Raw genomic sequence first — 22,993 nt, 5'->3', positions numbered from 1 at the left:
TTATCGCGTTTTAGTTGGTCACTGTGACGAAAACTTTCAAGGGTCCCTGACAGACCCTCGAAAACTTCACACTGATGAGCACGTGGAGTAACCGTCCCTGGTCCTTTCCAACGGCCAAACCTTAGAATGTGTACCGCACGCCAGTGCTAAGCCCCCATGGTTGATCAATTTTCTCGCCGTTGCTGTAGTCTGCGTCCACATGAAACTGCAAATTATCGCGCACTTGCACAGCGATACCGGCCCCCAACTCTCCACGCGTACCTGAAAAATCATTGGTAAAACGTGTGTCATTAACGGTCACCTTGTTACCTTTGGAAAACTCATGGGCAGCCGCTACTTTGACGTAGGGTTGAACCTTTGAACCATTCGCAAAGGTGAAGTTGCGGCCCACGGTCGTGCCGACTTTACCCAAAATCGAATCAGCCTGTTTACCATCTGCTCGCATACCGTTGTCCAGCGTAAAATCCTTGCCTGCAACGGCCAGGGCCGACAGTTGCGCGTAAGGCTCTACAAACCACTCGTCAGACAGTTTGATATGTTTACCCACTTCCAACGACCCGCCCAGGCCGAGGTTTGAGTAATCCCCTTTGGACTTCTCGCCATCACTCATTCGAACATCGGCTATGTTATCGAGGTGGTTGAGTTTAACCACGGCATCAACGTAGTAACCTGATGGCGCTAACCATGTCGTATAAACACCGACGTAAGTACTATTAACCCGGCCTTTAGAGCCTGACGACATAGCAAGGTCGGACTTGCTGTAACCACCCAGCACCCCCAGCAACCATTCCCCTTCGGCAGTGTTTAACTGGCCATCGGCCCCCAACGAAATGCCCTGTTGGTTTTGCTGATAAGCCACCCCTGAACTTTGATCAACATCGAACTTGTTGCCATAAGCCCGTGCCCATCCCCCGCTGCCGGAGTTGCCCGTACGCAACTCACCCATGCGAGTGCGCAAAGTGGCAAGTTCACCGTACCAAACTGTCGGGGCGGCACTGAATAGGCCCAGAACGGTTGCGGTGCTTGGGGTGATGACCGGGCCACCGCCGCCGTCAGCCACTTGCACCAATGCCCAATCATTCTCTTGTTTTTTAAGTTCGTATTGAAAGGCACCGTAGTCCATTACCCCATCACGCAATGTGAAATCTGCACCGCCGCCACCGGTTTTAACAACAACAACATCACCATCCCCTTTGGTGGGCTCCAACCCGGTGTTCTTGACCACCAGCGAATGATTACCTTCAGCTTGGCCGTTGACGATCAACTGGTCACCGTTTGCGCCAGGGAAGTTGACGTTCATAAAGTACGTGCCCGTGCCGCTGAGGCTATCAACGGTCAACTGACGGTAACCAGCCCCCTGAGCGAAGTGCACCTCGCCGCCATTCATGTTCAAAGCACCGACGGTGGAACTGTCCGTCATGTTCCAGACAGACGAACCATCGATGGCCAGAGAAGTCATGTGAGTCAATTGGCCCGTCAAGGATGAACCGTTCTGCAGCCCCAGGTTGGCAACACTGGTTGCATCGATAATCGCATTGCCGGTCAGATGGCTGGCGTCCACCGTTACGTTGGCGGTATTGCCATCTGCAACTTCAAGCAAATTGCCATTGCCCCCCGACAGCGTTGAACCATTACTCACCAGAATATTGGCAGTGACTAGCGGATCTGACGCCAATCTCCTGCCCACGACAATGGCTGTTCCAGTGATACCTTGCACATCGGAATCATCCAGAGTGATGTCTGCCGCTGAAGCCCCTGTACCGCTCCGTCCATCTGCGAAGACAGCAATGCCGTTTCTGTCCCCGGTAATAGAACTGCCGATGGCCTCAAGGAGTCCACCGCGATTATTTACACCGACACCGCCATTGCCAATACCACTCAGACCATTGTCACGACCATAAACAGTAGAGTTCGTCAGCGACAATTGTGAGCCAGTTGCTTGAAAAACGCCCGACTGCAACCCTGATATTGAACTGTCAACAACTGTTAAAACGCTACTTGAATCCTCAAAAGCATTACTCGACAGCGTGATACCGGCCGAGTTAGCGCTGAAGATGTTAGAGGCTGCACTGATGTCCACAGTGCTATTTAGCGCATTAATGGCGCCTGTCGTGCCGTTGTTAATAGTGACGAAGCCCTCATTAAACACACTGATAGCCCGCGTTACGCCTCCCGGATCAACCGACAGCTTGGCTTTGTTTGAAACCGACCAGGACTCGGGAGTATTACCGGGGACAACCGTGGCACTGTCAAAGGCACCATCGAGAACACCGGCATAAACAGGCGCCACGCAAGACAGTGCTAGCATTATAGAACTGAGTGATTGACGTGCAAAAGGTGTTGCGAATTTTTCTTTATCGTTCATTTGTATCACCTGACCATGGGAGTCCATTTAAAAAATCCTCCTGCATACACGACTGACAAAAGAGCAATAACACTATGTTTGCTTAGCTATCAGCCGCGCTATTGGGCACTTGAAAATCGCTTATAAAAGAACTTCAAAGTAGACAACTTCAGTTTAAACTCAAGTGCGGAGACGGAGCATAGTGATATAAAAAACCCAGTCAACACTCATATCCCACAATCACAACGAATGATAAAAAAATAGAAAAAACCCACAACAGAGGAAGAAATGCCCTACAAATCCTTACTCATCCGCTTATTCCTCAAAGACATCTGATTGCATGATCAGAAAAATCCTACAAATCAATTCCTGGTTCTTACCCCTCCCAAGAAAATAGCTCTCAGAGCTTACGCGCTAACTTTTTAAGAAAACAGAACTCAACGAATCACCTCCACTGGATATGGACGTGCAGTTCTGCTGTATCACCATCGCTCCGAAAAACGACAATTAGCTGTCTTGACACACTCTCTGGCGCCTGAGCGCTTACTTTAGAAATCCTTATTCCCTTTTACGCTTTCATGGAAACAGTAAAGCTTACCTAATACAAAACGTCTACTGTCATTTATGACAGTAGACAACACTTCCAAACAGGACCATAGATAATAGTTTTACTTGAACCTCGCCTCCCTATGATTAGGTCGAGCGCACAATAAGCTTTATTCATAACACCATGACAATAACCGTCAACACGCCCATTCAATGGCTCAACTTCTCGAACTAAAAAAACACGAGCTTTTTCATAGTGTTATATGCGCTCCGCAAAGCGCATGCGCACCTCACCGTGGACGACAGCAATCACTGACGCACGAAGCATTTATTACTCATTAAAGAGGTGTAGGTACCGATGCTGGAAGGTTATCTCGACAGCACAACGAAAAAGGGGGGCGACCGTTACCGGTCGCCCCCCTTTTTGATTGCGCTAAATGATCAGTTGCGGGCTGCCAGTGCGCCATTCACTGGCTGGTCTTTCTTCGCTTTGCCACTGTCGGAAATGAAGATCACAGTGATCAGGATGCCAAACAGCGCAAGCCCGGCCAGCAGGTACAGACCGCTTTCGTAAGTGCCTGTCATTTCCTTGAGCGCGCCAATGATGCCAGGGCCAAAGAAACCACCCAGGTTGCCGACCGAGTTGATCAGGGCAATACCTGCCGCGGCACTGCTGCCACTCAGGTACAGCGCTGGCAGTGGCCAGAAAGGTCCTTTGGCGCCCATGATGCCTACCGTCGCCACGCACATCGCGATAATGGCCAGGTTACTACCGGTCAGCCAACCCGCCGTGCCCAGGCCACCCGCTATAAACAACAGGGAAATGATGACGAAGGCGGTGCGCTTCTGGAAACGGTCCGACAGGAAGCCGATGGTCACCATGCCGATGCATCCGACGACGTAAGGGATAGCGGTGATCCAGCCGATGTCCATGCCGCTGAAGCCTTGCTGCTTGATGATCTGGGGCAAGAACATCGACAGACCAATGTTGGCAGCCGTCGCGCAGAAGTAAATCATGCACAGGGCAAGGATCGACGGGTTGCAGAACACTTTCCACAGAGACGACTTTTCGTCCAGCGCGACAGGGTGCGCCTTGGCATCTTTATCCAGTTCGGACATCAACCACTGACGCTCTTCGTCGCTCAGCCAGGACGCCTGCTTTGGCGAATCCGGCAGGTATTTGAGGACCACGCCGAACAGCAGCACGCCCGGGATACCTTCAATCAGGAAGAGCCACTGCCAGCCTTTGAGGCCCAGCCCGCCATCCAGTTGCAACAGCGCCGTCGAAACCGGAGCACCAATGGCCAACGAGATCGGGATGGAGAGCATGAAAATCGAGATGATGCGTGCGCGGTAACGCACCGGGAACCAGTAGGTGAGGTACAGAATGACCGCAGGGAAGAAGCCCGCTTCAGCCACACCCAGCAGGAAGCGCATGATCAGGAAGCTTTTTGGGCCCTGAACCAATGCCATGCAGGTGGCGATCAGCCCCCAAGTGAAGAGGATGCGGGCAATCCAGCGGCGCGCACCGACTTTCGCCATGAGCAGGTTGCTGGGTACTTCGAACAGGCAGTAACCGATGAAGAACAAACCCGCGCCCCAGCCATAAACGGCAGCGCTCAGGCCAATGTCAGCGTTCATCGTCAGGGCGGCAAAGCCCACGTTGACCCGATCCAGATAGGAAATGATGTACAGGCAGATCAGTAGCGGCAAGAGCCTCAGAAAGATCTTGCGTGTCACCTGCTTTTCAATGGCAGTGCTCATAGTTAAGAACTCTTATTTTTTTAGGCTTAATGGATATCGCGGTAAACCACTGTCTAACTAATCTGGCAAAACACCTCATCTGAATGAATCGTTCATGCGCCGGTTAGCTAGCAAACCGACGAGGCCTTTGACGCCATGCGCGATTGCAGTAAGGCGCGAAGATTGCCACAGCAAGGCCCACATCCAAACCGAGAAAAAATGCCTCTATACATGCAGAAAACACATGAATGAGATGAGCGGTAATTTTGCCTACAGGTGCACGAGCGCCCCTTTAAAGCCTCTAAAACGGCGGTTTCAGACCATAAAACCATGATTTAAAGGGCCGAGCATTTGACCGTGCGGCTGTTCGCGCTGTGCTGATCAAGCAAATGTCGTATGCTGGCCCTTTGATTTAAAGCGCTGCTTTCCCACCCCGACCATCGATTTATTCACGCAGAGTCAGCATGAATCCTCGGACACTTAACCCCTCAATCTCTTCCTTGCTGGCGTTCGAAGCGTCTGCCCGACATGGCAGTTTCACGCGCGCGGCCGAAGAACTAAGCCTGTCTCAAAGTGCAGTTAGCCGACAAGTTCAGTCATTGGAAGAACTGCTGGGGGTTTTGCTCTTCGACAGAATTGGCAGGCACATTACGCTGACGGAAGTGGGTCGCATTTATTCCGTGGAAGTTGCCGGAGCGCTGGCTCGAATTCGCGATGCAACCATGCAAGCCCTTGCCTACCGAAGTGGCGGCGGGTCTTTGCATTTGGGCGTATTGCCGACGTTCGGCACCAAGTGGTTGTTGCCGCGCATGAGTGATTTTTATGCCAAACACCCCGAAATCCTTGTGCATATCCACTCGCGTGCGAGCACCGTCGACTTCACCACCACCGGGCTGGATGCCGCCATTTGTGTCGGTGAAGGGGTCTGGCACCATGTGGTCTCACACAAGCTTTTCGATGAGGAACTGGTCCCGCTGGTGGGCAGCAGCAATGCCGAGGCTGAGCGCTACACCTGCGCTGAAGACCTTCGCTCTGCCCAGTTGCTGCAGGTCGCCCCGCGCCCGCACCTCTGGCTGGAGTGGTTCAAAATGCAGAACTGCCAACCTGGCCGGTTGAGGCTGGGCCCGCAATTCGAACTCACCACCCACCTGATCCAGGCGGTGTCATCGGGCATCGGGGTCGGGCTGTTGCCGCGTTTTCTGGTCAAGGACGAGTTGGCCAACAACACCCTGCGCATCCCGTTCGACTCCATTTCACCGACCGGCACGGCCTACTACCTGCTCATCCCGCCGCACAAGGCCAATCACCGGCCCATCGCGGTGTTCAAGGACTGGCTGATGGACCAGCTGTAACCCGGCAAACCCTGCTGCCGCGGGCTCGGCAGCGCATCATGAGCATCACTAACGACTTGCTGAAATCAATTCATTATCTATCGCTGAACTTCTCGTCCAGAATGCCCCTTAATTAGAAACATCATCAAGATTATCAAGAGATAAACCAGAAAGCCCTGTTCTGGTTTATCTCTTCTATTAAGGCGTCAGATCATAATGAGCAGAGAATTCACATTTTCTATCAAGAGCATTCGCTTTGATGAAAACTATCAGCCTTCAAACACGACGCGCATTACGACCAACTTTGCCAACTTGGCCCGAGGCGAACATCGCCAAGAGAACTTGCGCAACACCTTAAAAATGATTAACAACCACTTCAATACACTGGCGCATTGGGACAACCCCAAAGGTGACCGTTATGCGGTGGAACTTGAAATCATTTCGGTCGCCATGAGCCTTGATGCTGAGCGCAGTGACAATGCCCTGCCACTGATTGAAATATTGAAAACCCATATTATTGATCAGCACACACACGAGCGCATTGAAGGCATTGTGGGCAATAATTTTTCTTCTTATGTACGCGATTATGACTTTAGCGTGCTGTTGCTGGACCACAATAAAGGCCAAACGACATTCAGCACACCGGCCAACTTTGGTGAGTTGCACGGCCAACTGTTCAAGTGCTTTGTTAATTCAAACACCTACAAAGAACACTTCAACAAACCGCCAGTGATCTGCCTGAGCGTGTCGAGCAGCCGGACCTACTTGCGCACGGAAAACCAGCACCCGGTGCTGGGCGTTGAATACCAGCAGGATGAATACTCCCTGACCGATGATTACTTCCGCAAAATGGGCTTGAAGGTGCGCTATTTCATGCCGCCGAACAGCGTGGCACCGCTGGCCTTTTACTTTGCCGGTGACTTGCTGGGTGATTACACCAACCTTGAACTGATCAGCACCATCAGCACGATGGATTCCTTCCAGAAGATCTATCGCCCTGAGATTTACAACGCCAACTCTGCCGCCGGCAAAGCCTATCAGCCAAGCTTGAAACACCAGGATTACTCATTGACGCGGATTGTTTACGACCGAGAAGAACGCAGCCGGTTGGCGATTGAACAAGGCACCTTTGTTGAAGAGCACTTTATCAAGCCGCACCACGCCATTCTTGAGCAGTGGTCCGCCCATTACGCTCTTTAACGACTTATTAAGACAAGGTTATCCACCATGAAAAAATTGCTACCTACTTCAACGGCCGGCAGTTTGCCGAAACCTTCCTGGCTAGCACAACCCGAAACACTATGGTCGCCCTGGAAGTTGCAAGGTGAAGAACTGGTTGAAGGCAAACAAGATGCTTTGTTACTGGCCCTGCAAGAACAACAACACGCCGGTATTGATATCGTCAGTGACGGCGAACAAACACGCCAACACTTTGTCACCACGTTTATTGAACACCTTAGCGGCGTTGATTTTGAGAAGCGCGAAACTGTCAGGATTCGTGACCGTTACGACGCCAGCGTCCCCACCGTAGTAGGGGCTGTTGCGCGGCAAAAGCCGGTGTTTGTGGAAGACGCCAAGTTCTTGCGTCAACAGACCACGCAACCCATTAAATGGGCGCTGCCAGGTCCTATGACCATGATCGATACGCTGTACGACAACCACTATAAAAGCCGCGAAAAACTCGCCTGGGAGTTCGCCAAAATCCTTAACCAGGAAGCCCTGGAACTGGAAGCGGCGGGCGTCGATATTATTCAGTTTGATGAACCCGCTTTTAACGTGTTCTTTGACGAAGTGAATGACTGGGGCGTGGCGACCCTGGAACGAGCCATTGAAGGCCTCAAGTGCGAAACGGCTGTGCATATCTGCTACGGCTATGGCATCAAGGCCAACACCGACTGGAAAAAAACCTTGGGTTCAGAGTGGCGCCAATATGAAGAGGCGTTCCCCAAGCTGCAACAATCCAGCATCGACATCATTTCGCTGGAATGCCACAACTCCCACGTCCCTATGGACTTGCTGGAACTGATTCGCGGCAAAAAAGTCATGGTCGGCGCCATTGATGTGGCTTCGCACACCATCGAAACACCCGAGGAAGTGGCCAATACCCTGCGCAAGGCGCTGCAGTTTGTAGACGCCGACAAACTGTACCCATGCACCAACTGCGGCATGGCCCCGCTGCCACGTCACGTTGCACGCGGCAAGTTGCAAGCGTTGACGGCTGGCGCCGAGATCATCCGCAGAGAACTGTCGAACTAAGCACTGCCTGCGGGCTTTAAACACGAGTAACGCCTGAAGTCAGCCCATTTAAGCGGGCGACTTCAGGCTTATCCCTATTCAGGACCCACCATGGCACTTCCTCGTACGGCGATCGAACCCTTGAGCTTTCGCGAAGCCCTCGGGCACTACGCATCCGGTATCACGGTGATTACCTCACACGTGGATGACGAGCCGATTGGCTTCACCTGCCAGTCGTTCTATAGCGTGTCGATGAGCCCACCGCTGGTGTCTTTCAGCGTCATGGCCAGTTCAGCCAGCTACCCGAGAATCCGTCAGGCGGGTCGTTTCGCGGTCAATATCCTGTCGGGCGAGCAGGTTGCGATTTCCAACCAGTTCGCGCGCAAAGGCACCGACAAATGGCACGGCGTCGACTGGCAGCCATCGCCGCTGGGCAACCCGGTCATCGCGGGCAGCCTGCATTGGCTTGATTGCGAAATACACGCCGAGCACGTTGCCGGTGATCACCTGATCGTGATCGGCGAAGTCAAAGCGTTAAACCTGCAAGAAGCAGCGGCGACGCAGCCACTGCTGTATTTCAAAGGCCAGTACTGCAACCTCGCCGCCCTTGGCGCCGCGTGAAGGTTTAGGGCCTCAACTCTTTCTCGGCTTGGCCCGGGCCGTCGCTTCGGCCACTAACGGGTCATCGGGCCAGTAATGTTTGGGATAACGCCCTTTCAAGTCTTTTTTCACCTCGGCATAGGTGCTGCGCCAGAAGTTAGCCAGGTCTTGGGTGACTTGCACCGGGCGCCGGGCGGGTGACAGCAGGTGCAGTTTGACCACCTGCCGCCCGCCCGCGATGCGCGGGGTGTCTGCCAGGCCAAAGAGTTCTTGCAGGCGCACCGCAAGAATCGGCGGGTGCTCGCTGTAGTCCAGACGCACCGACGAACCCGACGGCACTTTGATGTGTTGCGGCGCCAGTTCATCAAGACGCTGGGGCAGCGGCCATTTGAGCAAGTTATGCACAATGCTCGACAGGTCGAGGTTGGCAAAATGGCTCAGCCGCGACACCCGCCCCAGGTACGGCCCCAGCCAGTCTTCAAGCCCGGCCAGTAACGCCGCATCGCTCACGTCCGGCCATTCGCTTTGGCCCTGGTTGCTCACATCGAGCTGACGCAGCAACGCCACCCGCGCTTGCCATTGCCGCAGTTCAGGCGTCCAGGGGAGCAGTTCCAGGCCTTTGCGCCGCACCAGATTGACCAGTGCCTGAGTCCGCGACGCCTCATCAAGGCCGGTCAGGGGTTCACGACTTAACACCAGTTCGCCCACTTTTCGCTGACGTTCGGCGCGCAATACCCCTTCGCGCTCGTCCCAGTCCAACTGGTCCACAACGCTGACTTGCTCATTAAGTACACCGTCCAACAGCGCCGGATCAAACTCGGCGGCCAGATAAATGCGCTCTTCACGCTGGCCCTGACGACTGCCCAAATCGGCAACCACCAGCCACGGCTGTTTCATCAAGCCGTCGACTTCGCTGAACAACGCCGCCCGACCATTGGCCAGCCGGTATTCGGCGCCGCCGGGCTTGCGCTGTTGCGCGATGCGATCGGGATAGGCCAGCGCCAGCAAGGCGCCCAGCCAACGCGAATGATCGGGGTCGGCCACCGGGCGGGCGGGCTTGCCACGCAAGTAGCCCTGATATTGCCGGGCCAGTTGCCTGGCACGTTGCACCCCGCCCTGCCCGCCCCGCGCCGCCCGGTTTTCACCGGACAACAAGGCCAGACGGCTGTGCACATCGGCCCCGGCGCCGCGCAAAATATCGCGTTCACCCAATAATGCCGCTACGTCACAGGCCATCGCCGCCAACCCCAGATCGTGCCCGCGCAGCAACAAATGCGCGATACGCGGGTGTGCCGGCAGTTCAGCCATCGCTTCGCCGTGGGCCGTCAGTTTTGGCCCACGCAGGGCGCCCAAGCGCTCCAGCAGTTGCCGGGCCTGTGCATAACTCGCAGCAGGCGGTACATCGAGCCAGGTCAGTTGCTCAGGGGTAACGCCCCAACGCGCCAGTTGCAGGGCCAACCCGGCCAGGTCGGCCTGGAGGATTTCAGCGCTGCCATAAGCCGCCAGTTGCGCATGCTGGTCCTCTGACCACAGCCGATAACACACCCCCGGCTCCAGTCGCCCGGCCCGGCCGGCCCGCTGGGTGGCACTGGCGCGAGAAATACGCTGCGTGTCGAGGCGGGTCATGCCGCTGCCGGGATCAAAACGCGGCACCCGCGCCAGCCCGGCGTCGATCACCACGCGCACGCCGTCGATGGTCAGGCTGGTTTCCGCGATGTTGGTGGCCAGCACCACTTTGCGTGTGCCGCTGGGCGCCGGTTCGATGGCGGCGCGCTGCGCGGCCAGATCCAGCTCGCCATGCAAAGGGCACAACGCGATGTCGCTGCGTTGGCCCAACGCATCGGCCAATTGTTGAGTGACGCGACGGATCTCGGCCTGGCCGGGCAAAAACACCAGCACGCTGCCGCTCTCGTCATGGATAGCGTCCAGCACGGTTTGCACCACACGCGGCTCGATAAACTCGCCCGGCACAAAAGGCCGCCCCCAGCGCATCGCCACCGGGTACATGCGCCCTTCGCTGCGCAACACCGGGGCATCGTCTAGCAGGCTGGCCAACCGCTCGCCTTCAAGGGTGGCCGACATCAGCAGAATTTTCAGCGGCTGCTCATCGCGAAACAGCTCACGGCCATTGAGGCTCAAGGCCAACGCCAGATCGGCATCCAGACTACGCTCATGGAACTCATCAAAAATTAGCAGCCCGACGCCTTCCAGCGCCGGGTCCTCTTGCAGGCGGCGGGTCAGAATGCCTTCAGTGACCACTTCGATGCGCGTGGTGGGGCCGACTTTGCTGTCCAGACGGATGCGATAACCCACGGTTTCGCCGACTTTCTCACCCAATTCGCTGGCCAATCGCTCGGCGGCAGCCCGCGCTGCCAGGCGTCGCGGCTCCAGCATGACGATGCGCTGACCGGCCAGCCACGGCTCGTTCAACAGGGCCAGCGGCACACGGGTGGTTTTACCGGCGCCGGGCGGTGCTTCGAGCACCGCTTCGTGGCGCTCACACAAGGCTTGACGCAGTGCAGGTAAAACTTCATCAATCGGCAAAGAAATCATGGTGGCTCCAGAACAGAGCGGCGAGTATAACGGCGAACGGTTATGCGTTAAGCGTGGTCTTAATTCTTCAGCGTGTTAGAGGTTTTCCTATGCGTACATTTTCCCGCGTCATTGGCGGTGTCGTGGTTGCGACGCTGCTCACTCAACTGACCGCCTGCGGCAGTATTTTCTTTCCCGATCGTCGTGGCCAGATTGATGGCAAGATCGACCCGGTGGTGGTGGTGCTCGATGGCATCGGGCTGTTGTTTTACGTGATTCCGGGCCTGATTGCGTTTGGCGTCGACTTCGCCACCGGCGCTATTTATTTGCCGCCGGGCAAGACCGCGCAAATCGCCCCGGAAAAACTTCAGGAAGCCATTGGTGCTGACGGCAAAGTGGATAACAGCAAGCTGCAGGCCATTCTGGAAAGCGAGCTGGGTCGCAGCTTCCCGCTGAACGATCCACGCCTGATCCAGCACAAGGGCAGCACCCAGCAATTAGCGATGTATGGCTTGATCCCCGCAGCTTGATAAAGGAAGGCCAATGACCAGCAGCCCGGAACACGCTCGCCTGTTACGCCTGGCCACCCGCGCCTCGGTGGCGGTGGCCAGTATTTTGATCATCACCAAAGCCATCGCCTGGTGGCTCAGTGGTTCGGTCAGCATGCTCGCCGGGCTGACAGACTCATTGCTCGATGGCGTGACCTCGTTCCTCAACCTGCTGGCGGTGCATTACGCCCTGCGCCCGGCCGATGACGATCACCGCTATGGGCACGGCAAGGCGGAATCGTTGGCGGGCATGGCGCAAGCGCTGTTTATTGGCGTGAGTGCGGTGCTGATTGCCTTTCAGGCGTTCGACCGATTGAAACATCCCGAGCCGGTCAACGCGCCGTGGATCAGCATTGCCGTGATTGTGTTCTCGCTGGTGATGACGGTGGGCCTGCTGATCCTGCAACACCGCGTGATCAAGGCCACGGGCTCCAACGCGGTGCGCGCAGATTCGCTGCATTACCGTTCGGACCTGATGCTCAACGGCAGCATTCTGGTTGCGCTGGTCTTCGCCGCCGTGGGCTTCTCGCAGCTGGATGCGTGGTTTGGTCTGGGGATTGCGGTGTACATCCTCTGGAGCGCCTTCCAGATTGCACGCGAGAGTTTTTCGGTACTGATGGACGAAGAGTTACCCACCGACGTCAGCGAAAACATGCTGGCTTTGGCCTGCGCTGTGCCGGGTGTTTTGGGCGCTCACGACTTGCGTACCCGAATCTCGGGCAACATCTGGTTTGTGCAACTGCACCTTGAGCTACCGGGCCAACTAAGCTTGCTGGACGCTCACACCCTGAGTGACCAAGTGGCAGCGGCCATCGAAAACGCCTACCCACGGGCCGAAGTGCTGGTGCATTCGGACCCGCAGGAGGTCGTCAAACCCAAGGCAGCGCCGTAGTCGCTGCCAAAGGCTGCGAAGGGTTGCTGAGCAACCCGGCAGTTTTAATACGTCACCTGATACCCACGACTATTCAAGCAATTGCCCTCTGCCTGCCGGTAGGTCTGCACCACGGCCGGCGCGGGCGCGTAGGCAATGTGGGCCGGGTCGAAATGGCTCTGGTCAACCGCCCAGCGGTAGCAGTCGTAACGGTCCTGATCAATTTGCGCCGGGGTCTGGCCATTGGCTGGATACGCCACCACGTCATAGCCGTTACTCACCGGTTGCGGCGCTGGCTGCACAATCGTCGCCGGTGGCTCGACCACAATGTAGTCCTGAGTTGCCGGCTGGTACGCGTAATAAGACCCGGCCGCGAGGAAGAACAGCGAACTGCCTACCCACACCTCACGCGCATAACTGGGGATGATGCTGACGCGAATCCCGTAGGGCGGCTGCACCACGATGTAGCGCGGACCTTCAGGGCGATACCAGTAGCCCCCTGAAAAGAAGAAGTTCTGCCCGCGATACGGCACCTGGCGATATTGGCCCGGGAACCGGTCAATGGCATAACCGGGACGGAATTGCGGGCCTGGGCCCCAGCCATTGCCATGCCCGTCCGGGCGACCGGCCCAGCGCACATCATTGGGGTGAACGTTATTGCCGCCAGGCCTGAAATTTTGACCACCGGCTTGCCAGTTCTGGTTACCGCCACGGTTGGGCATCTGGGTCTGCTGCACAGCATTTGGGCGCGGCTGAATCGGCAGGTTACTCACAGGCGGCCCAGGATGCTGCTGCCCGGAGCGCACTTCAAAATGCTGTTGAGGGCCAGGGTTGCCGAGCTGTGGATGAAACTCCGGGCGAGGCTGATTAGCCTGCGGCGGGCGATTTTCAGGGCGCGGCTGATTGCCTTGCTGCGGCCTATTCTCAGGACGCTGCGCATTGCCCTGCCAACCCTCCGGTCGGCCCTGGCGCTGCTCACCGCGCGGCTGATTACCTTCTTGCCAATGCTGACCACCGTTGGGCCGTGCTTCTTGAGAGTTTCCATCCCCTCGCTCATCAGCCAGTACTTGGCCGGTGACACTCACACAGAGCAAGCCAACCGTGGCCAAACGCCAGATGCGCGATTTCATGATGTTCCTCACTCGGGTTAGGGGGCGCGTAATCATAAGACTGGAAAACCGCAAAGCGGTTCTGCTCAAGGCTAGGGGTTACTTACTTTATTTTTGGGACGGCTAGCACCTGCCAGGCAGAACGGGCCTCAGTGTCATTCACATGTAAAGCCACTCTCCATCTTCTTCAAGAATGCTTCCGGGCCTCAGCAATAAAGAACCTCTTCAGCGAAATGCAAAGTTTAGCCACCGCTAACTGTGGCTGGACAGGGTTTAATTACACAGTTTTAAAACCAGGCTTGCCATTGGCTGCTCGCCATTCCTTAACTTCTTTCACAATCCCCTCTGGCGTATCAGCGCGATCGTCTTTTGGATAAAAAATCAAATCCGACCCATCCGGATGTTCCGTCAATCGCTCAAACTCAAGAACCATCTTAATATCCTCTTCCTCAGTACGCTTGCTGCTATCACATAGAAACATCACAAAATCTAAAAACTCATCTTCAGAGTAATCATTAATTTCTTTCATGACCTCACCCCTCTACCCTGTGTATTTATTTATGGAGCCTTGGCGCAACTACAGCAATATTATTAACATCATAAAAAGCCCCACCCTTCGGGGCATAGACCTTGTGATTAAGTTCAATTTTGACAGCAACTCCCGCTCGACCAGAGGTCTTTACGCATGGAGTTATTCCATTAACAACTGCCGATAAATTTTGCCTTTTTAATTGCTTTACTAGCTCAGCATCATTAGCCACGACCTCCCAAAACGCCTCTCTAAATGCCCTGAAGTTCATCAAATCCCGCCCACGAAGCTGATCGGCAATCTGCGATGGAATCGGAGCCCCTTCGCTTTGCGATGCTCCGCCTAACCAGATCACCGTTACTATCGAACCTGCTCACAAGCATCACATAAGGTAGAAATAAACAGTTATTCCCTTGAGCACAATACAAGCCAAATTAAATGCTCAATCACCACTAGCGGTGACTGAGCATAATTTAATCACACAATTTTAAAACCAGGCTTGCCATTGGATGAGCGCCACTCTTTTATTTCTTTCACGACAGCTTCCGGCCCGCTTTTTCCTACTTCTGGATAAAATAGTAAGTCTGATCCTAAGGGATGCTCAGACAGCCGCTTAAACTCCAAAATCGCGTCGATATGATCTTCTTCAGTATCATATTCATCGTTATATATTTTTGTCACAAACCTTAAAAAATCGGCCTCAGACATTTCATTTATCAACTTACTTATTCCTCTGCACCTTTATGAATTTCCAGATGGAATTTGGGAGTGACAATATTAATATTTTCAACATCGTATACCCCACCTCCTTTGGAAATATAATTTTTATGGTGAAGCTCAAGCTTTATTCTTCGACCTACTTGGCCACTCTCTCTAGCGACAGGAGCTCGACCTTTTTTCATAGTTTTTAAAATACTAGGTTCAAACTGCTTAGCAAGATCAGCATCATTAGCCACCGCCTTCCAAAACGCCTCTCGAAACGCCCTGAAGTTCCTGAACTCCCGACCACGAAGCTGGTCGGCAATCTGCGATGGAATCGGGGCCCCTTCGCCTTGCGATGCTGCGCCTAACCAGATCCCCGTGACCGCCTGACCTGCTCCTGTTGCAACCCCCGGATCCTCACGGCGGTCCTTGAACATGACATACAGCGCAGGTAAACCAGAATCCGCCGGAAACACGGTAATGAAGTCGTCAAACCCGGCTTCAGCTAGCCCCGGGAAGGTGTCAATTCTTCCTTCAACAGGCGTTACCGTTACACCCGTGTAGACCGGTGGCGCAGTGGGTTCAGCAGGTAAGGTGGTCGAGCTATTGCCTGGGTTGACGATGGGTGTCCATGTCAACGTTCGGGGCGGCACGTCCTCAGTGGTTACGCTGTAAACATTCTGCTCAGCGTTAAAAGTAGCAGCTACTACCTTTACGTTCGACGGTACGACCCTCCCGTCGGCCTTGGCGACAAAGAATTCTGACTGCCCGTCAGCTGCTGTTTTGGAACTGATGCGTACGGGCAAGTCAACAGAGCCACCCGAGGCGGCAATAGCCCATAAGTCCTGCCCATCGTGCGAAATCAGATCCGATAGCGGCGTACTGAAAGCATAACGTTCAGGCAGTTCACCATTGGCCAACTTGGAGGAGTAGACCAGAGCAGACACACCGACAAAAAAACCCGATACCGTACCCGCCGCCAAGCCGGTTATCGCTGCAATTGAAGAGCGAATAGCCGCTTGCAAAGTCACTGCCGCCGCATCAATAACCGCAGCGGTGCCTGCGGGGGTTAGAAACAGCGAACTTGACGCTGATGCAGGGCCGGGAGCTTTAAACGTATTGGCTACGCGGATAGCCTCTGCAGCACGTGCTTGTTCGTCTGCTACACGCTTGGCCTCTGCCTCGGCTGCGAGGCGGGCCTGTTCGGCAGCTTCAGCAGCAAGCCGCTGCGTTTCCAAGGCCTGTTCAACCTGGTTCGCCCGCTCGGCCAGAGCGCCAAGTGCTTTCGCGGTGGCAGTAAGGTGCCTGGCAGACTCAACCTTGAGCAACGCATCGTGGTAGCTCTGCCATTTAGTCCCTATCTCAGTGTGGCCTTGTAAGTAAACCAGCTCGTGGAGCGCTTCCAGTTCAGGTTTGCTTAAGGGGGCTTTTATGTTCGGGTTTTCCACCGGGAAGTGAACTGTAACGCCGCCGCTACTAAAAGAAGGGGGCGCGTAAGCAGGGTTAACCGCAGCCATTTTAGACGCGGCCATATGTTCCAATGTCGACCGGTAATGACCCAAGGCTTGAGCGGGCGACATGCCGTCCATCGCGCCCGCTGCCGCAATAAACTCAGAATAGAGGTTTTCCGGCAATTGCTGGGCGTGGATATCTCGTTCCTGAGTAATGATTTCTAATTGCTGAGACGGTGCGAGTTTGGTCTCAGCAGTTTGAGCCTGCTCTATTTTTTGCGCCTGCTCTGCAAGTCTCCCTGCAAGGTCCGCTGTTGAAAGCGACAGCACTTTAAGCTCCATGGCCGACTTATAGACCGTGTCAAACAGTGCGTATAAGCCCATCAAACTTTCGGGGGTGGTGTTTCCCGAATTCAGAAGCTCGCTCATTTTCTGACGCGGTAGCACTTCCATCAAAAAATAAGGGCTCAAGCTATAGAGCCCATAGATAGCAGGCGCAATAGTGGCGTAACGAGATATTTTTGAAGCGATCAGGTCTAATGTCGCCTTTTGTTCACGTACAAGAGCCTCAGCAGGCGTCAAAACTTGATTCTCTTTAGCCGCCTGTTTTGCTGCCTCCCATTCTCGCTGGGTATCTGCTAACAAAAGGTTGAATCGTGCACTGTATTCGTGATCAATCGCTTTTTGGCTGTGGATTTGCTCATTCATGAACTCAGTCATGACGTGTGGTGTGGCTACATTACGAATGCTGCTCTCGCCACCTAAACCTCTGCGCGGGCCATCATTTAGCCCCAAGCAATCTGGCCACCTCCGATTAGAACTTGAGGCTGATTACTCACCCTGATTGATACGGGTCCTATCTCATAGGAGCTAGGGCCTAGTACCCTATGTGCGCCTAAATATTTAGTTATTTCATCCTCCATACAAATCCCCTGCTGTCATTCTAACTATTAAGGAACCTCCCAAGACACTCGTAAAATAGTAGTACTAATTTAGATAACTTATACGCGCCTAACGCATTTTCAGAAATAAACCTTAACACCATAGGTCTTATACTTAAAAAGAGAAATACACTTCCGAAAACAATGAACGAATAATCCTATGCAATCGCAACAGCTTAAACACCATTCAACAACAACCTAATAAATAAAACTTTAGAGCTCTTCTAATTAATGACTTTACATTCTTATATATTCAGTTCAATTGCGCAGAAGGCCTTGGGTCTCCAAGCGCTACGAGCGTTAGAGTGTTATGCACGCCAAGTTGGGCGCGCACGCAATAAAAAAGGGCGACCCGTCGGTCGCCCTTTGAATTTTTCCGTCCTGGCTCAACACTTGTGATGTTGGCTCACCTCGCCCCGTCTTCTGGACAGTGCGTAGCCCGGGGGCCGGGGCAACCCTGTTGGGTTGGCGGCCGCGGCAGGCCTGATTCGGCGGCCGCAGTGGACTCTATGTCCGGGCAGTGATTCTGGTAATAAGAATAGGCCTGGGGCGCCGGCAGAGGATTGCGAAGATTGCTGAATAAAATAGCACTTGCGCAATTTTTGCCTTCAGATGGATACTTTGCCGCAATAGTTATTACAAAGGGTGTCTACGTGAGCAAACTGGACCGGTACGACCTAAGCATTTTGGCGGAATTACAGCGTGATGCGCGCATCTCTAACCAGGAATTGGCCGAACGTATCGGGCTGTCGCCTTCGCCTTGCTCACGTCGGGTCAAGCAACTGGAAGACGACGGCTATATCTCGCGTCAGGTCGCGTTGCTGGACCGCAAGCTGCTGGGGTTGAGCCTCACGGCCTACGTGCTGATCGGCATGGATCGCCATACCCCTGAGCGTTTTGAGAACTTTGAAGCGGCGATTCGTACGCTGCCGCAAGTGCTGGAGTGCAGCCTGGTGACGGGGATAGACGCCGATTACCAGTTGAAGGTGGTCGTGCCGGACATGGACCATTATCAAAAGCTGCTGCTAGGCCATTTGACCCGCATTGATGGCGTGACCAGCGTACGTTCCAGTTTTGTGCTGAACCAGGTGCTCAACAGCACTGAGTTGCCGTTGACGCATTTGCGTACGTGATTAACACCCTGTAGTCGCTGCCGAAGGCTGCGATGGGTTGCGTAGCAACCCCGGCTCAGCCCGCCCAAACGAAGGTCCTTCGGCCCTTATCGCAGCCTGCGGCAGCGGCTACAGGATTGCGAGTACCCCAACACGCGATCGATGGAGCCCCCAATGGATCCTGCCGTATTTGAAGAATGGATGATGACGATACTGGTCAGCGTGCTGATCCTGTTTATGGGCTTTATCGTCTGGGACCTGGCGAAAAAGTCCAAGGCCGGGCGCTTTGGTTCGATGATTCTGTTTTTTGTGCTCGGGCTTGGAGTCGCCGCGTTTGTGATCAAAAGCGTGGTGATCGGCCTGATCGAGTCGGGCGCGTTATAACCGCGCCGGCACTTCTTTGTAGTGGCCTTGATCCAGCCCCTCAATCGTCCAGTCGCCGATGCGCACCCGCACCAGACGCAGCGTCGGCAACCCCACCGCCGCCGTCATGCGCCGCACCTGGCGGTTACGTCCCTCGCGAATCACCAGCTCCAGCCACGACGTCGGGACGCTTTTGCGAAACCGCACCGGCGGGTTACGCGGCCACAACTCAGGTTCTTCCAGCGCTCGCGCTTCGGCGGGCAGGGTTTTGCCGTCATTCAATTGCACACCGTCACGCAATTGCTGCAATTGCTCTGCTGTCGGCTCGCCCTCCACCTGCACCCAATAGGTTTTTGGCAGTTTGTGCTTGGGGTCGGCGATTTTGGCCTGTAGCTGGCCGTCATTGGTCAGCAGCAGCAAACCTTCGCTGTCACGGTCCAGGCGCCCGGCCGGGTAGATCCCCGGAATCGGGATAAAGTCTTTGAGGGTCGCCCGCCCGCCTTCGTCGCTGAACTGGGTCAGGACGTCGAACGGTTTGTTGAACAGAAACAATTTGGGCTCAGCTGGCGGTGCCTTGGCCGCACGGCGATTGGCAGCAGTGGGGCTGGTGCTTTTGGGCGCAGGACGGCGTGGGGCGGGACGAGCAGGACGGGACATGACAAAAAGAACATCTAGCGATCAGGGCTGGTCATGCTAGTGCCCTGATCGCTAAATGACCACTTGAATCAACGGAATGGCGGTTCGTCGAAGCTGCGCAGTTTGCGCGAGTGCAGCGAGTTGAGCTGGCTACGCATGAGGTCGACTGCGGCAATGCCGATCTTGAGATGCTGACTCACCGCCCGTTCATAGAACGCGTTGGCCGAGCCCGGCAGTTTGATTTCGCTGTGCAGGGGTTTGTCCGAGACACACAGCAACGTGCCGTACGGCACCCGCAAACGGTAGCCCTGGGCCGCAATGGTGCCGCTTTCCATGTCCACCGCCACCGCACGGGACAGGTTGATCAGCGGACGCTCCTGCGCCCAGCGCAATTCCCAGTTACGGTCGTCGTAGGTCAGCACGGTGCCGGTACGCAGGCGTTTTTTCAGCTCATCGCCGCGCTCGCCAGTGACCTGGGCAGCTGCTTCCTGCAACGCCAGTTGCACTTCGGCCAGTGCCGGGATCGGGATGTTCGGCGGTACAACTCTATCCAAAATCCCGTCGCGGCGCATGTAGGCGTGAGCCAGCACGTAGTCGCCGATGGTCTGCGATTGGCGCAGCCCGCCGCAGTGGCCGATCATCAACCAGCAATGCGGGCGCAGCACGGCCAGGTGGTCGGTGATGTTTTTCGCGTTGGAAGGGCCGACACCGATGTTTACCAGGGTGATGCCGTGGCCGTCGCTGGCCTGCAAGTGATACGCCGGCATTTGATAGCGATGCCACACCACACCGGCAGCAATTGCCTGGGCTTCGCCGTAGTCCATGGACTTTTCGATGATCACGTTACCGGGCATAACCATGCGCACAAAACGCGGGTCATCACGCAGTTGCTCAAGGCCATGAAGGATGAACTGGTCCACGTAGCGGTGGTAGTTGGTCAGCAGGATCCACGGCTGCACATGGCGCCAGTCGCTGCCGGTGTAGTGCACCAGGCGGCGCAGCGAGAAGTCGACGCGAGCCGCATCAAACAGCGCCAGAGGCAGCGGATCGGTGTTTTCCCAGTCGTACAGGCCATCGGCGATGCCATCGGTGGCGGCCGACAGGTCGGTACTCGGGAACACCCGCGCCAGCGCGGCGGCCGTTACGCCGGAGCCCGCGAGCTCGTCGCCCTGCTCAACCACGTATGGGTACGGAATGTCTTGCTGGCTGACACCGACTTCGACCACCACGGTGAAATCACGCATCAACGGCACCAACTGCTCCAGCAGGTAGTGACGGAACGCGGCGGGATGGGTGACTGTGACGCTGTACGTGCCGGGCAGTTGCACCTTGGCATAAGCACGGGTGGTGGTCGGGACTTCGCCATGGATGCGGTAGGTCAGACGCAGTTCCGGATAACGAAACAGAGCACGTTCTTCAGGGGTCGGTTCGATCCGGTCTTTCAGGTAGCGCTTGAGTGCCTGGCTTAACGCCGTGGTTGCGCGTTCATGCAGGGCCGCAAGGCGGTCGACAGCCTCGGCAGCGGTTGAAACGACAATAAAAGCTTCGGTCACGATAAGCATCCTGTCTTCTGAACTGGCAGGCCTTTATCTTGCCTGTATCAGTCGTTAATAAGAAGACCGCAAAAAACCTGTAGGAGCGAGCTTGCCTCGCGATCTTTAGGATCAAGAGATCGCGAGACAAGCTCGCTCCTACAGTGGATGGTTGATGTGCGGGGTTGAGCGCTCGACGATGGCGGCGACGTTCAGGCCGCGTGGCAGGTTGCCGTAGGCGCGACCACTGCCATGTAGCCGACTGGCAATAAAGGCGTCGCTGACATCGCTGTTACCGGCTTCCAAAAGCAGTTTGGCCTGTAGGCCCAAGGCGATGTCTTCGGTCAGTTGGCGGGCGCGGTATTGAATGTCATCGGTGTCTTTAAAGGCCTGCTGCAATTGCACAATGTGCTGCGCCAAACGTGCATCGCCATGGCCATCACCCAGCTCGGCAAACAACGCGTCCAGCACGCCCGGTTCTTTGGACAAGGCGCGTAAAACGTCGAGGCATTGCACATTGCCGGAGCCTTCCCACGTTGAGTTGACCGGAGCCTCGCGGTACAGGCGCGGCAAGATGCTGTCTTCAACATACCCCGCGCCGCCCATGCATTCCGCCGCTTCGTTGATCATGGCCGGGGCGCGTTTGCAGATCCAGTACTTGCCCACGGCAGTCACCAACCGCGAGAAACGGGCCTCGTGGGAGTCATCCAGATGGTCCAGCGCACGGCCCATACGCAGGCTCAAGGCCAGCGCGGCTTCGCTTTCCAGCGCCAGATCTGCCAGCACGTTTTGCATCAAGGGTTGTTCAGCCAACACCCGGCCGCCCACCAAGCGGTGCGCACAGTGATGGCTGGCCTGGGTCAGCGCCTGCCTCATCAGCGCGCTGGAGCCCACCATGCAGTCGAAGCGGGTCATGGCGACCATTTCAATGATCGTCGGCACGCCGCGCCCTTCTTCGCCGATCATCCACGCCAGCGCCCCACGGAACTCGACTTCGCTGGAGGCATTTGAGCTGTTGCCCAGTTTGTTTTTCAGACGCTGGATATAGAACTCATTACGGCTGCCATCGGGGCGGTGGCGCGGCAGCAGAAAACAGCTCAGGCCTTTGTCGGTTTGCGCCAAGGTCAAAAAACCATCGCACATGGGCGCCGAGCAAAACCATTTGTGCCCAAGCAGCTCATACGCCTGTCCCGGCCCAGCCGCGCCCACCGGGTAGGCGCGGCTGGTGTTGGCGCGCACATCGGTGCCGCCCTGTTTTTCGGTCATTGCCATGCCCAGGGTGACCCCGGCTTTTTGGCTGATGTCGACGTTACGCGGGTCGTATTCAGTGGCCAGCACTTTGGGCAGCCATACGCGGGCAATGCCCGGTTGCAGGCGCAAAGCCGGAACGCTGGCGAAGGTCATGGTCAACGGGCAGCCACTGCCGGCTTCGGCCTGGCTGTGCAGGTAGGTCATGGACGCCCGGGCCACATGAGCGCCGGGCTGCGGGTCGGTCCAGGGCAAGGACGGCAAGCCGTGCTCAATCGCGGTACGCATCAGTTCGTGGTAGGCGGGGTGAAACTCCACCAGATCGATCCGATGGCCAAAGCGGTCATGGCTGACAAACACAGGTTTGTGTTCATTGGCCAAAAAGCCCGCTGCCATCAACGGCCCACCGGCCAGCGCACCGTACTGATCAATCCGCTCTTGCGCCCAACCCGCACCGAAGTGCTGGCTCCAGTGCTGCAACGGCAGGTCAATACGGTACAGATTGACGCCGTCCAACGACGGAGGCTGATTGGTCACTTGGTGGGTTTCGGCGTATTGATGCAGGTTCATGGTGCGGGCTCCTCGGATCAATCCAATGACCCAGTGAAGCACGCACAGCC

Annotated in this window: 19 protein-coding genes; 8 read left to right on the top strand and 11 right to left on the bottom strand. The window is 55.7% G+C overall.

The features are described from left to right. Nucleotides 1-121 precede the first annotated feature (121 nt). Both ACJJU9_RS03270 and ACJJU9_RS03265 read right to left on the bottom strand, forming a co-directional pair. Complete coding sequence (locus ACJJU9_RS03270; RefSeq protein WP_407730046.1) at nucleotides 122-2,365, bottom strand: autotransporter outer membrane beta-barrel domain-containing protein; 2,244 nt, start codon at nucleotides 2,363-2,365, stop codon at nucleotides 122-124. 966 nt (nucleotides 2,366-3,331) lie between these two features. After that, the gene (locus ACJJU9_RS03265; protein WP_407730045.1) at nucleotides 3,332-4,654 is read right to left on the bottom strand and encodes an MFS transporter; all 1,323 of its coding nucleotides are present in this window, start codon (nucleotides 4,652-4,654) and stop codon (nucleotides 3,332-3,334) included. 443 nt (nucleotides 4,655-5,097) lie between these two features. Between ACJJU9_RS03265 and ACJJU9_RS03260 the strand changes: the two genes are divergently transcribed. The 4 genes from ACJJU9_RS03260 to ACJJU9_RS03245 all read left to right on the top strand — a co-directional run bounded on the left by ACJJU9_RS03260 (nucleotide 5,098) and on the right by ACJJU9_RS03245 (nucleotide 8,820). Continuing rightward, on the top strand, nucleotides 5,098-5,985 hold the full coding sequence (locus ACJJU9_RS03260; protein WP_407730044.1) for a LysR substrate-binding domain-containing protein: 888 nt from the start codon (nucleotides 5,098-5,100) through the stop codon (nucleotides 5,983-5,985). 195 nt (nucleotides 5,986-6,180) lie between these two features. Next, complete coding sequence (locus tag ACJJU9_RS03255; RefSeq protein ID WP_153376134.1) at nucleotides 6,181-7,164, top strand: DUF1852 domain-containing protein; 984 nt, start codon at nucleotides 6,181-6,183, stop codon at nucleotides 7,162-7,164. A 27-nt stretch (nucleotides 7,165-7,191) separates the two neighbouring features. Then, nucleotides 7,192-8,220 carry a methionine synthase gene (locus ACJJU9_RS03250; RefSeq protein WP_407730043.1) on the top strand — a complete coding sequence of 343 codons (1,029 nt, stop codon included), beginning with the start codon at nucleotides 7,192-7,194 and terminating at the stop codon, nucleotides 8,218-8,220. A gap of 90 nt (nucleotides 8,221-8,310) precedes the next feature. After that, a complete protein-coding gene (locus tag ACJJU9_RS03245; RefSeq protein ID WP_048367512.1) occupies nucleotides 8,311-8,820 on the top strand; it encodes a flavin reductase family protein in 510 nt (169 codons plus the stop codon). A gap of 12 nt (nucleotides 8,821-8,832) precedes the next feature. Here ACJJU9_RS03245 and hrpB read toward each other — a convergent pair whose 3' ends face one another. Then, the gene (hrpB, locus tag ACJJU9_RS03240; protein ID WP_407730042.1) at nucleotides 8,833-11,352 is read right to left on the bottom strand and encodes an ATP-dependent helicase HrpB; all 2,520 of its coding nucleotides are present in this window, start codon (nucleotides 11,350-11,352) and stop codon (nucleotides 8,833-8,835) included. An 89-nt stretch (nucleotides 11,353-11,441) separates the two neighbouring features. Between hrpB and ACJJU9_RS03235 the strand changes: the two genes are divergently transcribed. Together ACJJU9_RS03235 and ACJJU9_RS03230 are read left to right on the top strand one after the other, a co-directional pair. After that, nucleotides 11,442-11,861 (top strand): polyribonucleotide nucleotidyltransferase, encoded by a 420-nt coding sequence (locus tag ACJJU9_RS03235; protein ID WP_153330307.1) that lies wholly within the window; start codon nucleotides 11,442-11,444, stop codon nucleotides 11,859-11,861. A gap of 13 nt (nucleotides 11,862-11,874) precedes the next feature. Further along, nucleotides 11,875-12,771, top strand: coding sequence for a cation diffusion facilitator family transporter (locus tag ACJJU9_RS03230; RefSeq protein ID WP_407730041.1), 897 nt, complete (start codon nucleotides 11,875-11,877; stop codon nucleotides 12,769-12,771). Between the two features lie 44 nt (nucleotides 12,772-12,815). On the opposite strand, the gene ACJJU9_RS03225 is transcribed toward ACJJU9_RS03230, so the two are convergent. The 5 genes from ACJJU9_RS03225 to ACJJU9_RS03205 form a co-directional block, all read right to left on the bottom strand. Beyond that, a complete protein-coding gene (locus ACJJU9_RS03225; protein WP_407730040.1) occupies nucleotides 12,816-13,880 on the bottom strand; it encodes a DUF6515 family protein in 1,065 nt (354 codons plus the stop codon). A gap of 256 nt (nucleotides 13,881-14,136) precedes the next feature. After that, on the bottom strand, nucleotides 14,137-14,388 hold the full coding sequence (locus ACJJU9_RS03220; RefSeq protein ID WP_407730039.1) for a bacteriocin immunity protein: 252 nt from the start codon (nucleotides 14,386-14,388) through the stop codon (nucleotides 14,137-14,139). A 25-nt stretch (nucleotides 14,389-14,413) separates the two neighbouring features. After that, on the bottom strand, nucleotides 14,414-14,752 hold the full coding sequence (locus tag ACJJU9_RS03215) for a hypothetical protein (protein WP_407730941.1): 339 nt from the start codon (nucleotides 14,750-14,752) through the stop codon (nucleotides 14,414-14,416). A 113-nt stretch (nucleotides 14,753-14,865) separates the two neighbouring features. Beyond that, nucleotides 14,866-15,096: a bacteriocin immunity protein gene (locus ACJJU9_RS03210; RefSeq protein WP_407730038.1), complete on the bottom strand. Its 231-nt coding sequence runs from the start codon at nucleotides 15,094-15,096 to the stop codon at nucleotides 14,866-14,868. A 17-nt stretch (nucleotides 15,097-15,113) separates the two neighbouring features. Beyond that, nucleotides 15,114-17,249: an S-type pyocin domain-containing protein gene (locus tag ACJJU9_RS03205; RefSeq protein WP_407730037.1), complete on the bottom strand. Its 2,136-nt coding sequence runs from the start codon at nucleotides 17,247-17,249 to the stop codon at nucleotides 15,114-15,116. Nucleotides 17,250-18,135: 886 nt separating this feature from the next. Between ACJJU9_RS03205 and ACJJU9_RS03200 the strand changes: the two genes are divergently transcribed. Both ACJJU9_RS03200 and ACJJU9_RS03195 read left to right on the top strand, forming a co-directional pair. After that, nucleotides 18,136-18,615, top strand: coding sequence for an Lrp/AsnC family transcriptional regulator (locus tag ACJJU9_RS03200; protein ID WP_048367596.1), 480 nt, complete (start codon nucleotides 18,136-18,138; stop codon nucleotides 18,613-18,615). 153 nt (nucleotides 18,616-18,768) lie between these two features. Continuing rightward, entirely contained in the window at nucleotides 18,769-18,978 is a 210-nt protein-coding gene (locus ACJJU9_RS03195; RefSeq protein ID WP_048367598.1) for a DUF2788 domain-containing protein, read from the top strand. Here ACJJU9_RS03195 and ACJJU9_RS03190 read toward each other — a convergent pair. The 3 genes from ACJJU9_RS03190 to ACJJU9_RS03180 form a co-directional block, all read right to left on the bottom strand. Then, nucleotides 18,973-19,614, bottom strand: coding sequence for a pseudouridine synthase (locus ACJJU9_RS03190; RefSeq protein WP_407730036.1), 642 nt, complete (start codon nucleotides 19,612-19,614; stop codon nucleotides 18,973-18,975). The two genes, ACJJU9_RS03195 and ACJJU9_RS03190, sit on opposite strands and share 6 nt — an antisense overlap. Nucleotides 19,615-19,682: 68 nt before the next feature. Continuing rightward, nucleotides 19,683-21,155 carry an AMP nucleosidase gene (gene amn, locus ACJJU9_RS03185; protein ID WP_153330310.1) on the bottom strand — a complete coding sequence of 491 codons (1,473 nt, stop codon included), beginning with the start codon at nucleotides 21,153-21,155 and terminating at the stop codon, nucleotides 19,683-19,685. A 129-nt stretch (nucleotides 21,156-21,284) separates the two neighbouring features. After that, the gene (locus ACJJU9_RS03180) at nucleotides 21,285-22,943 is read right to left on the bottom strand and encodes an acyl-CoA dehydrogenase family protein (protein WP_407730035.1); all 1,659 of its coding nucleotides are present in this window, start codon (nucleotides 22,941-22,943) and stop codon (nucleotides 21,285-21,287) included. Nucleotides 22,944-22,993 lie beyond the last annotated feature (50 nt).

This window comes from Pseudomonas helleri, from assembly GCF_045830615.1.
Taxonomy (GTDB): Bacteria; Pseudomonadota; Gammaproteobacteria; order Pseudomonadales; family Pseudomonadaceae; genus Aquipseudomonas; species Aquipseudomonas helleri.
Note: the sequence above shows the minus strand (reverse complement) of the source record. Positions and strands in the feature narration are given on the sequence as shown.

What these genes read in the sequence shown, in the direction of transcription:
- ACJJU9_RS03270 (WP_407730046.1), bottom strand. Translation starts at nt 2,365, where the DNA reads ATGAACGATAAAGAAAAATTCGCAACACCTTTTGCACGTCAATCACTC.
- ACJJU9_RS03265 (WP_407730045.1), bottom strand. Translation starts at nt 4,654, where the DNA reads ATGAGCACTGCCATTGAAAAGCAGGTGACACGCAAGATCTTTCTGAGG.
- ACJJU9_RS03260 (WP_407730044.1), top strand. Translation starts at nt 5,098, where the DNA reads ATGAATCCTCGGACACTTAACCCCTCAATCTCTTCCTTGCTGGCGTTC.
- ACJJU9_RS03255 (WP_153376134.1), top strand. Translation starts at nt 6,181, where the DNA reads ATGAGCAGAGAATTCACATTTTCTATCAAGAGCATTCGCTTTGATGAA.
- ACJJU9_RS03250 (WP_407730043.1), top strand. Translation starts at nt 7,192, where the DNA reads ATGAAAAAATTGCTACCTACTTCAACGGCCGGCAGTTTGCCGAAACCT.
- ACJJU9_RS03245 (WP_048367512.1), top strand. Translation starts at nt 8,311, where the DNA reads ATGGCACTTCCTCGTACGGCGATCGAACCCTTGAGCTTTCGCGAAGCC.
- hrpB (WP_407730042.1), bottom strand. Translation starts at nt 11,352, where the DNA reads ATGATTTCTTTGCCGATTGATGAAGTTTTACCTGCACTGCGTCAAGCC.
- ACJJU9_RS03235 (WP_153330307.1), top strand. Translation starts at nt 11,442, where the DNA reads ATGCGTACATTTTCCCGCGTCATTGGCGGTGTCGTGGTTGCGACGCTG.
- ACJJU9_RS03230 (WP_407730041.1), top strand. Translation starts at nt 11,875, where the DNA reads ATGACCAGCAGCCCGGAACACGCTCGCCTGTTACGCCTGGCCACCCGC.
- ACJJU9_RS03225 (WP_407730040.1), bottom strand. Translation starts at nt 13,880, where the DNA reads ATGAAATCGCGCATCTGGCGTTTGGCCACGGTTGGCTTGCTCTGTGTG.
- ACJJU9_RS03220 (WP_407730039.1), bottom strand. Translation starts at nt 14,388, where the DNA reads ATGAAAGAAATTAATGATTACTCTGAAGATGAGTTTTTAGATTTTGTG.
- ACJJU9_RS03210 (WP_407730038.1), bottom strand. Translation starts at nt 15,096, where the DNA reads ATGTCTGAGGCCGATTTTTTAAGGTTTGTGACAAAAATATATAACGAT.
- ACJJU9_RS03205 (WP_407730037.1), bottom strand. Translation starts at nt 17,249, where the DNA reads ATGAATGAGCAAATCCACAGCCAAAAAGCGATTGATCACGAATACAGT.
- ACJJU9_RS03195 (WP_048367598.1), top strand. Translation starts at nt 18,769, where the DNA reads ATGGATCCTGCCGTATTTGAAGAATGGATGATGACGATACTGGTCAGC.
- ACJJU9_RS03190 (WP_407730036.1), bottom strand. Translation starts at nt 19,614, where the DNA reads ATGTCCCGTCCTGCTCGTCCCGCCCCACGCCGTCCTGCGCCCAAAAGC.
- amn (WP_153330310.1), bottom strand. Translation starts at nt 21,155, where the DNA reads ATGCTTATCGTGACCGAAGCTTTTATTGTCGTTTCAACCGCTGCCGAG.
- ACJJU9_RS03180 (WP_407730035.1), bottom strand. Translation starts at nt 22,943, where the DNA reads ATGAACCTGCATCAATACGCCGAAACCCACCAAGTGACCAATCAGCCT.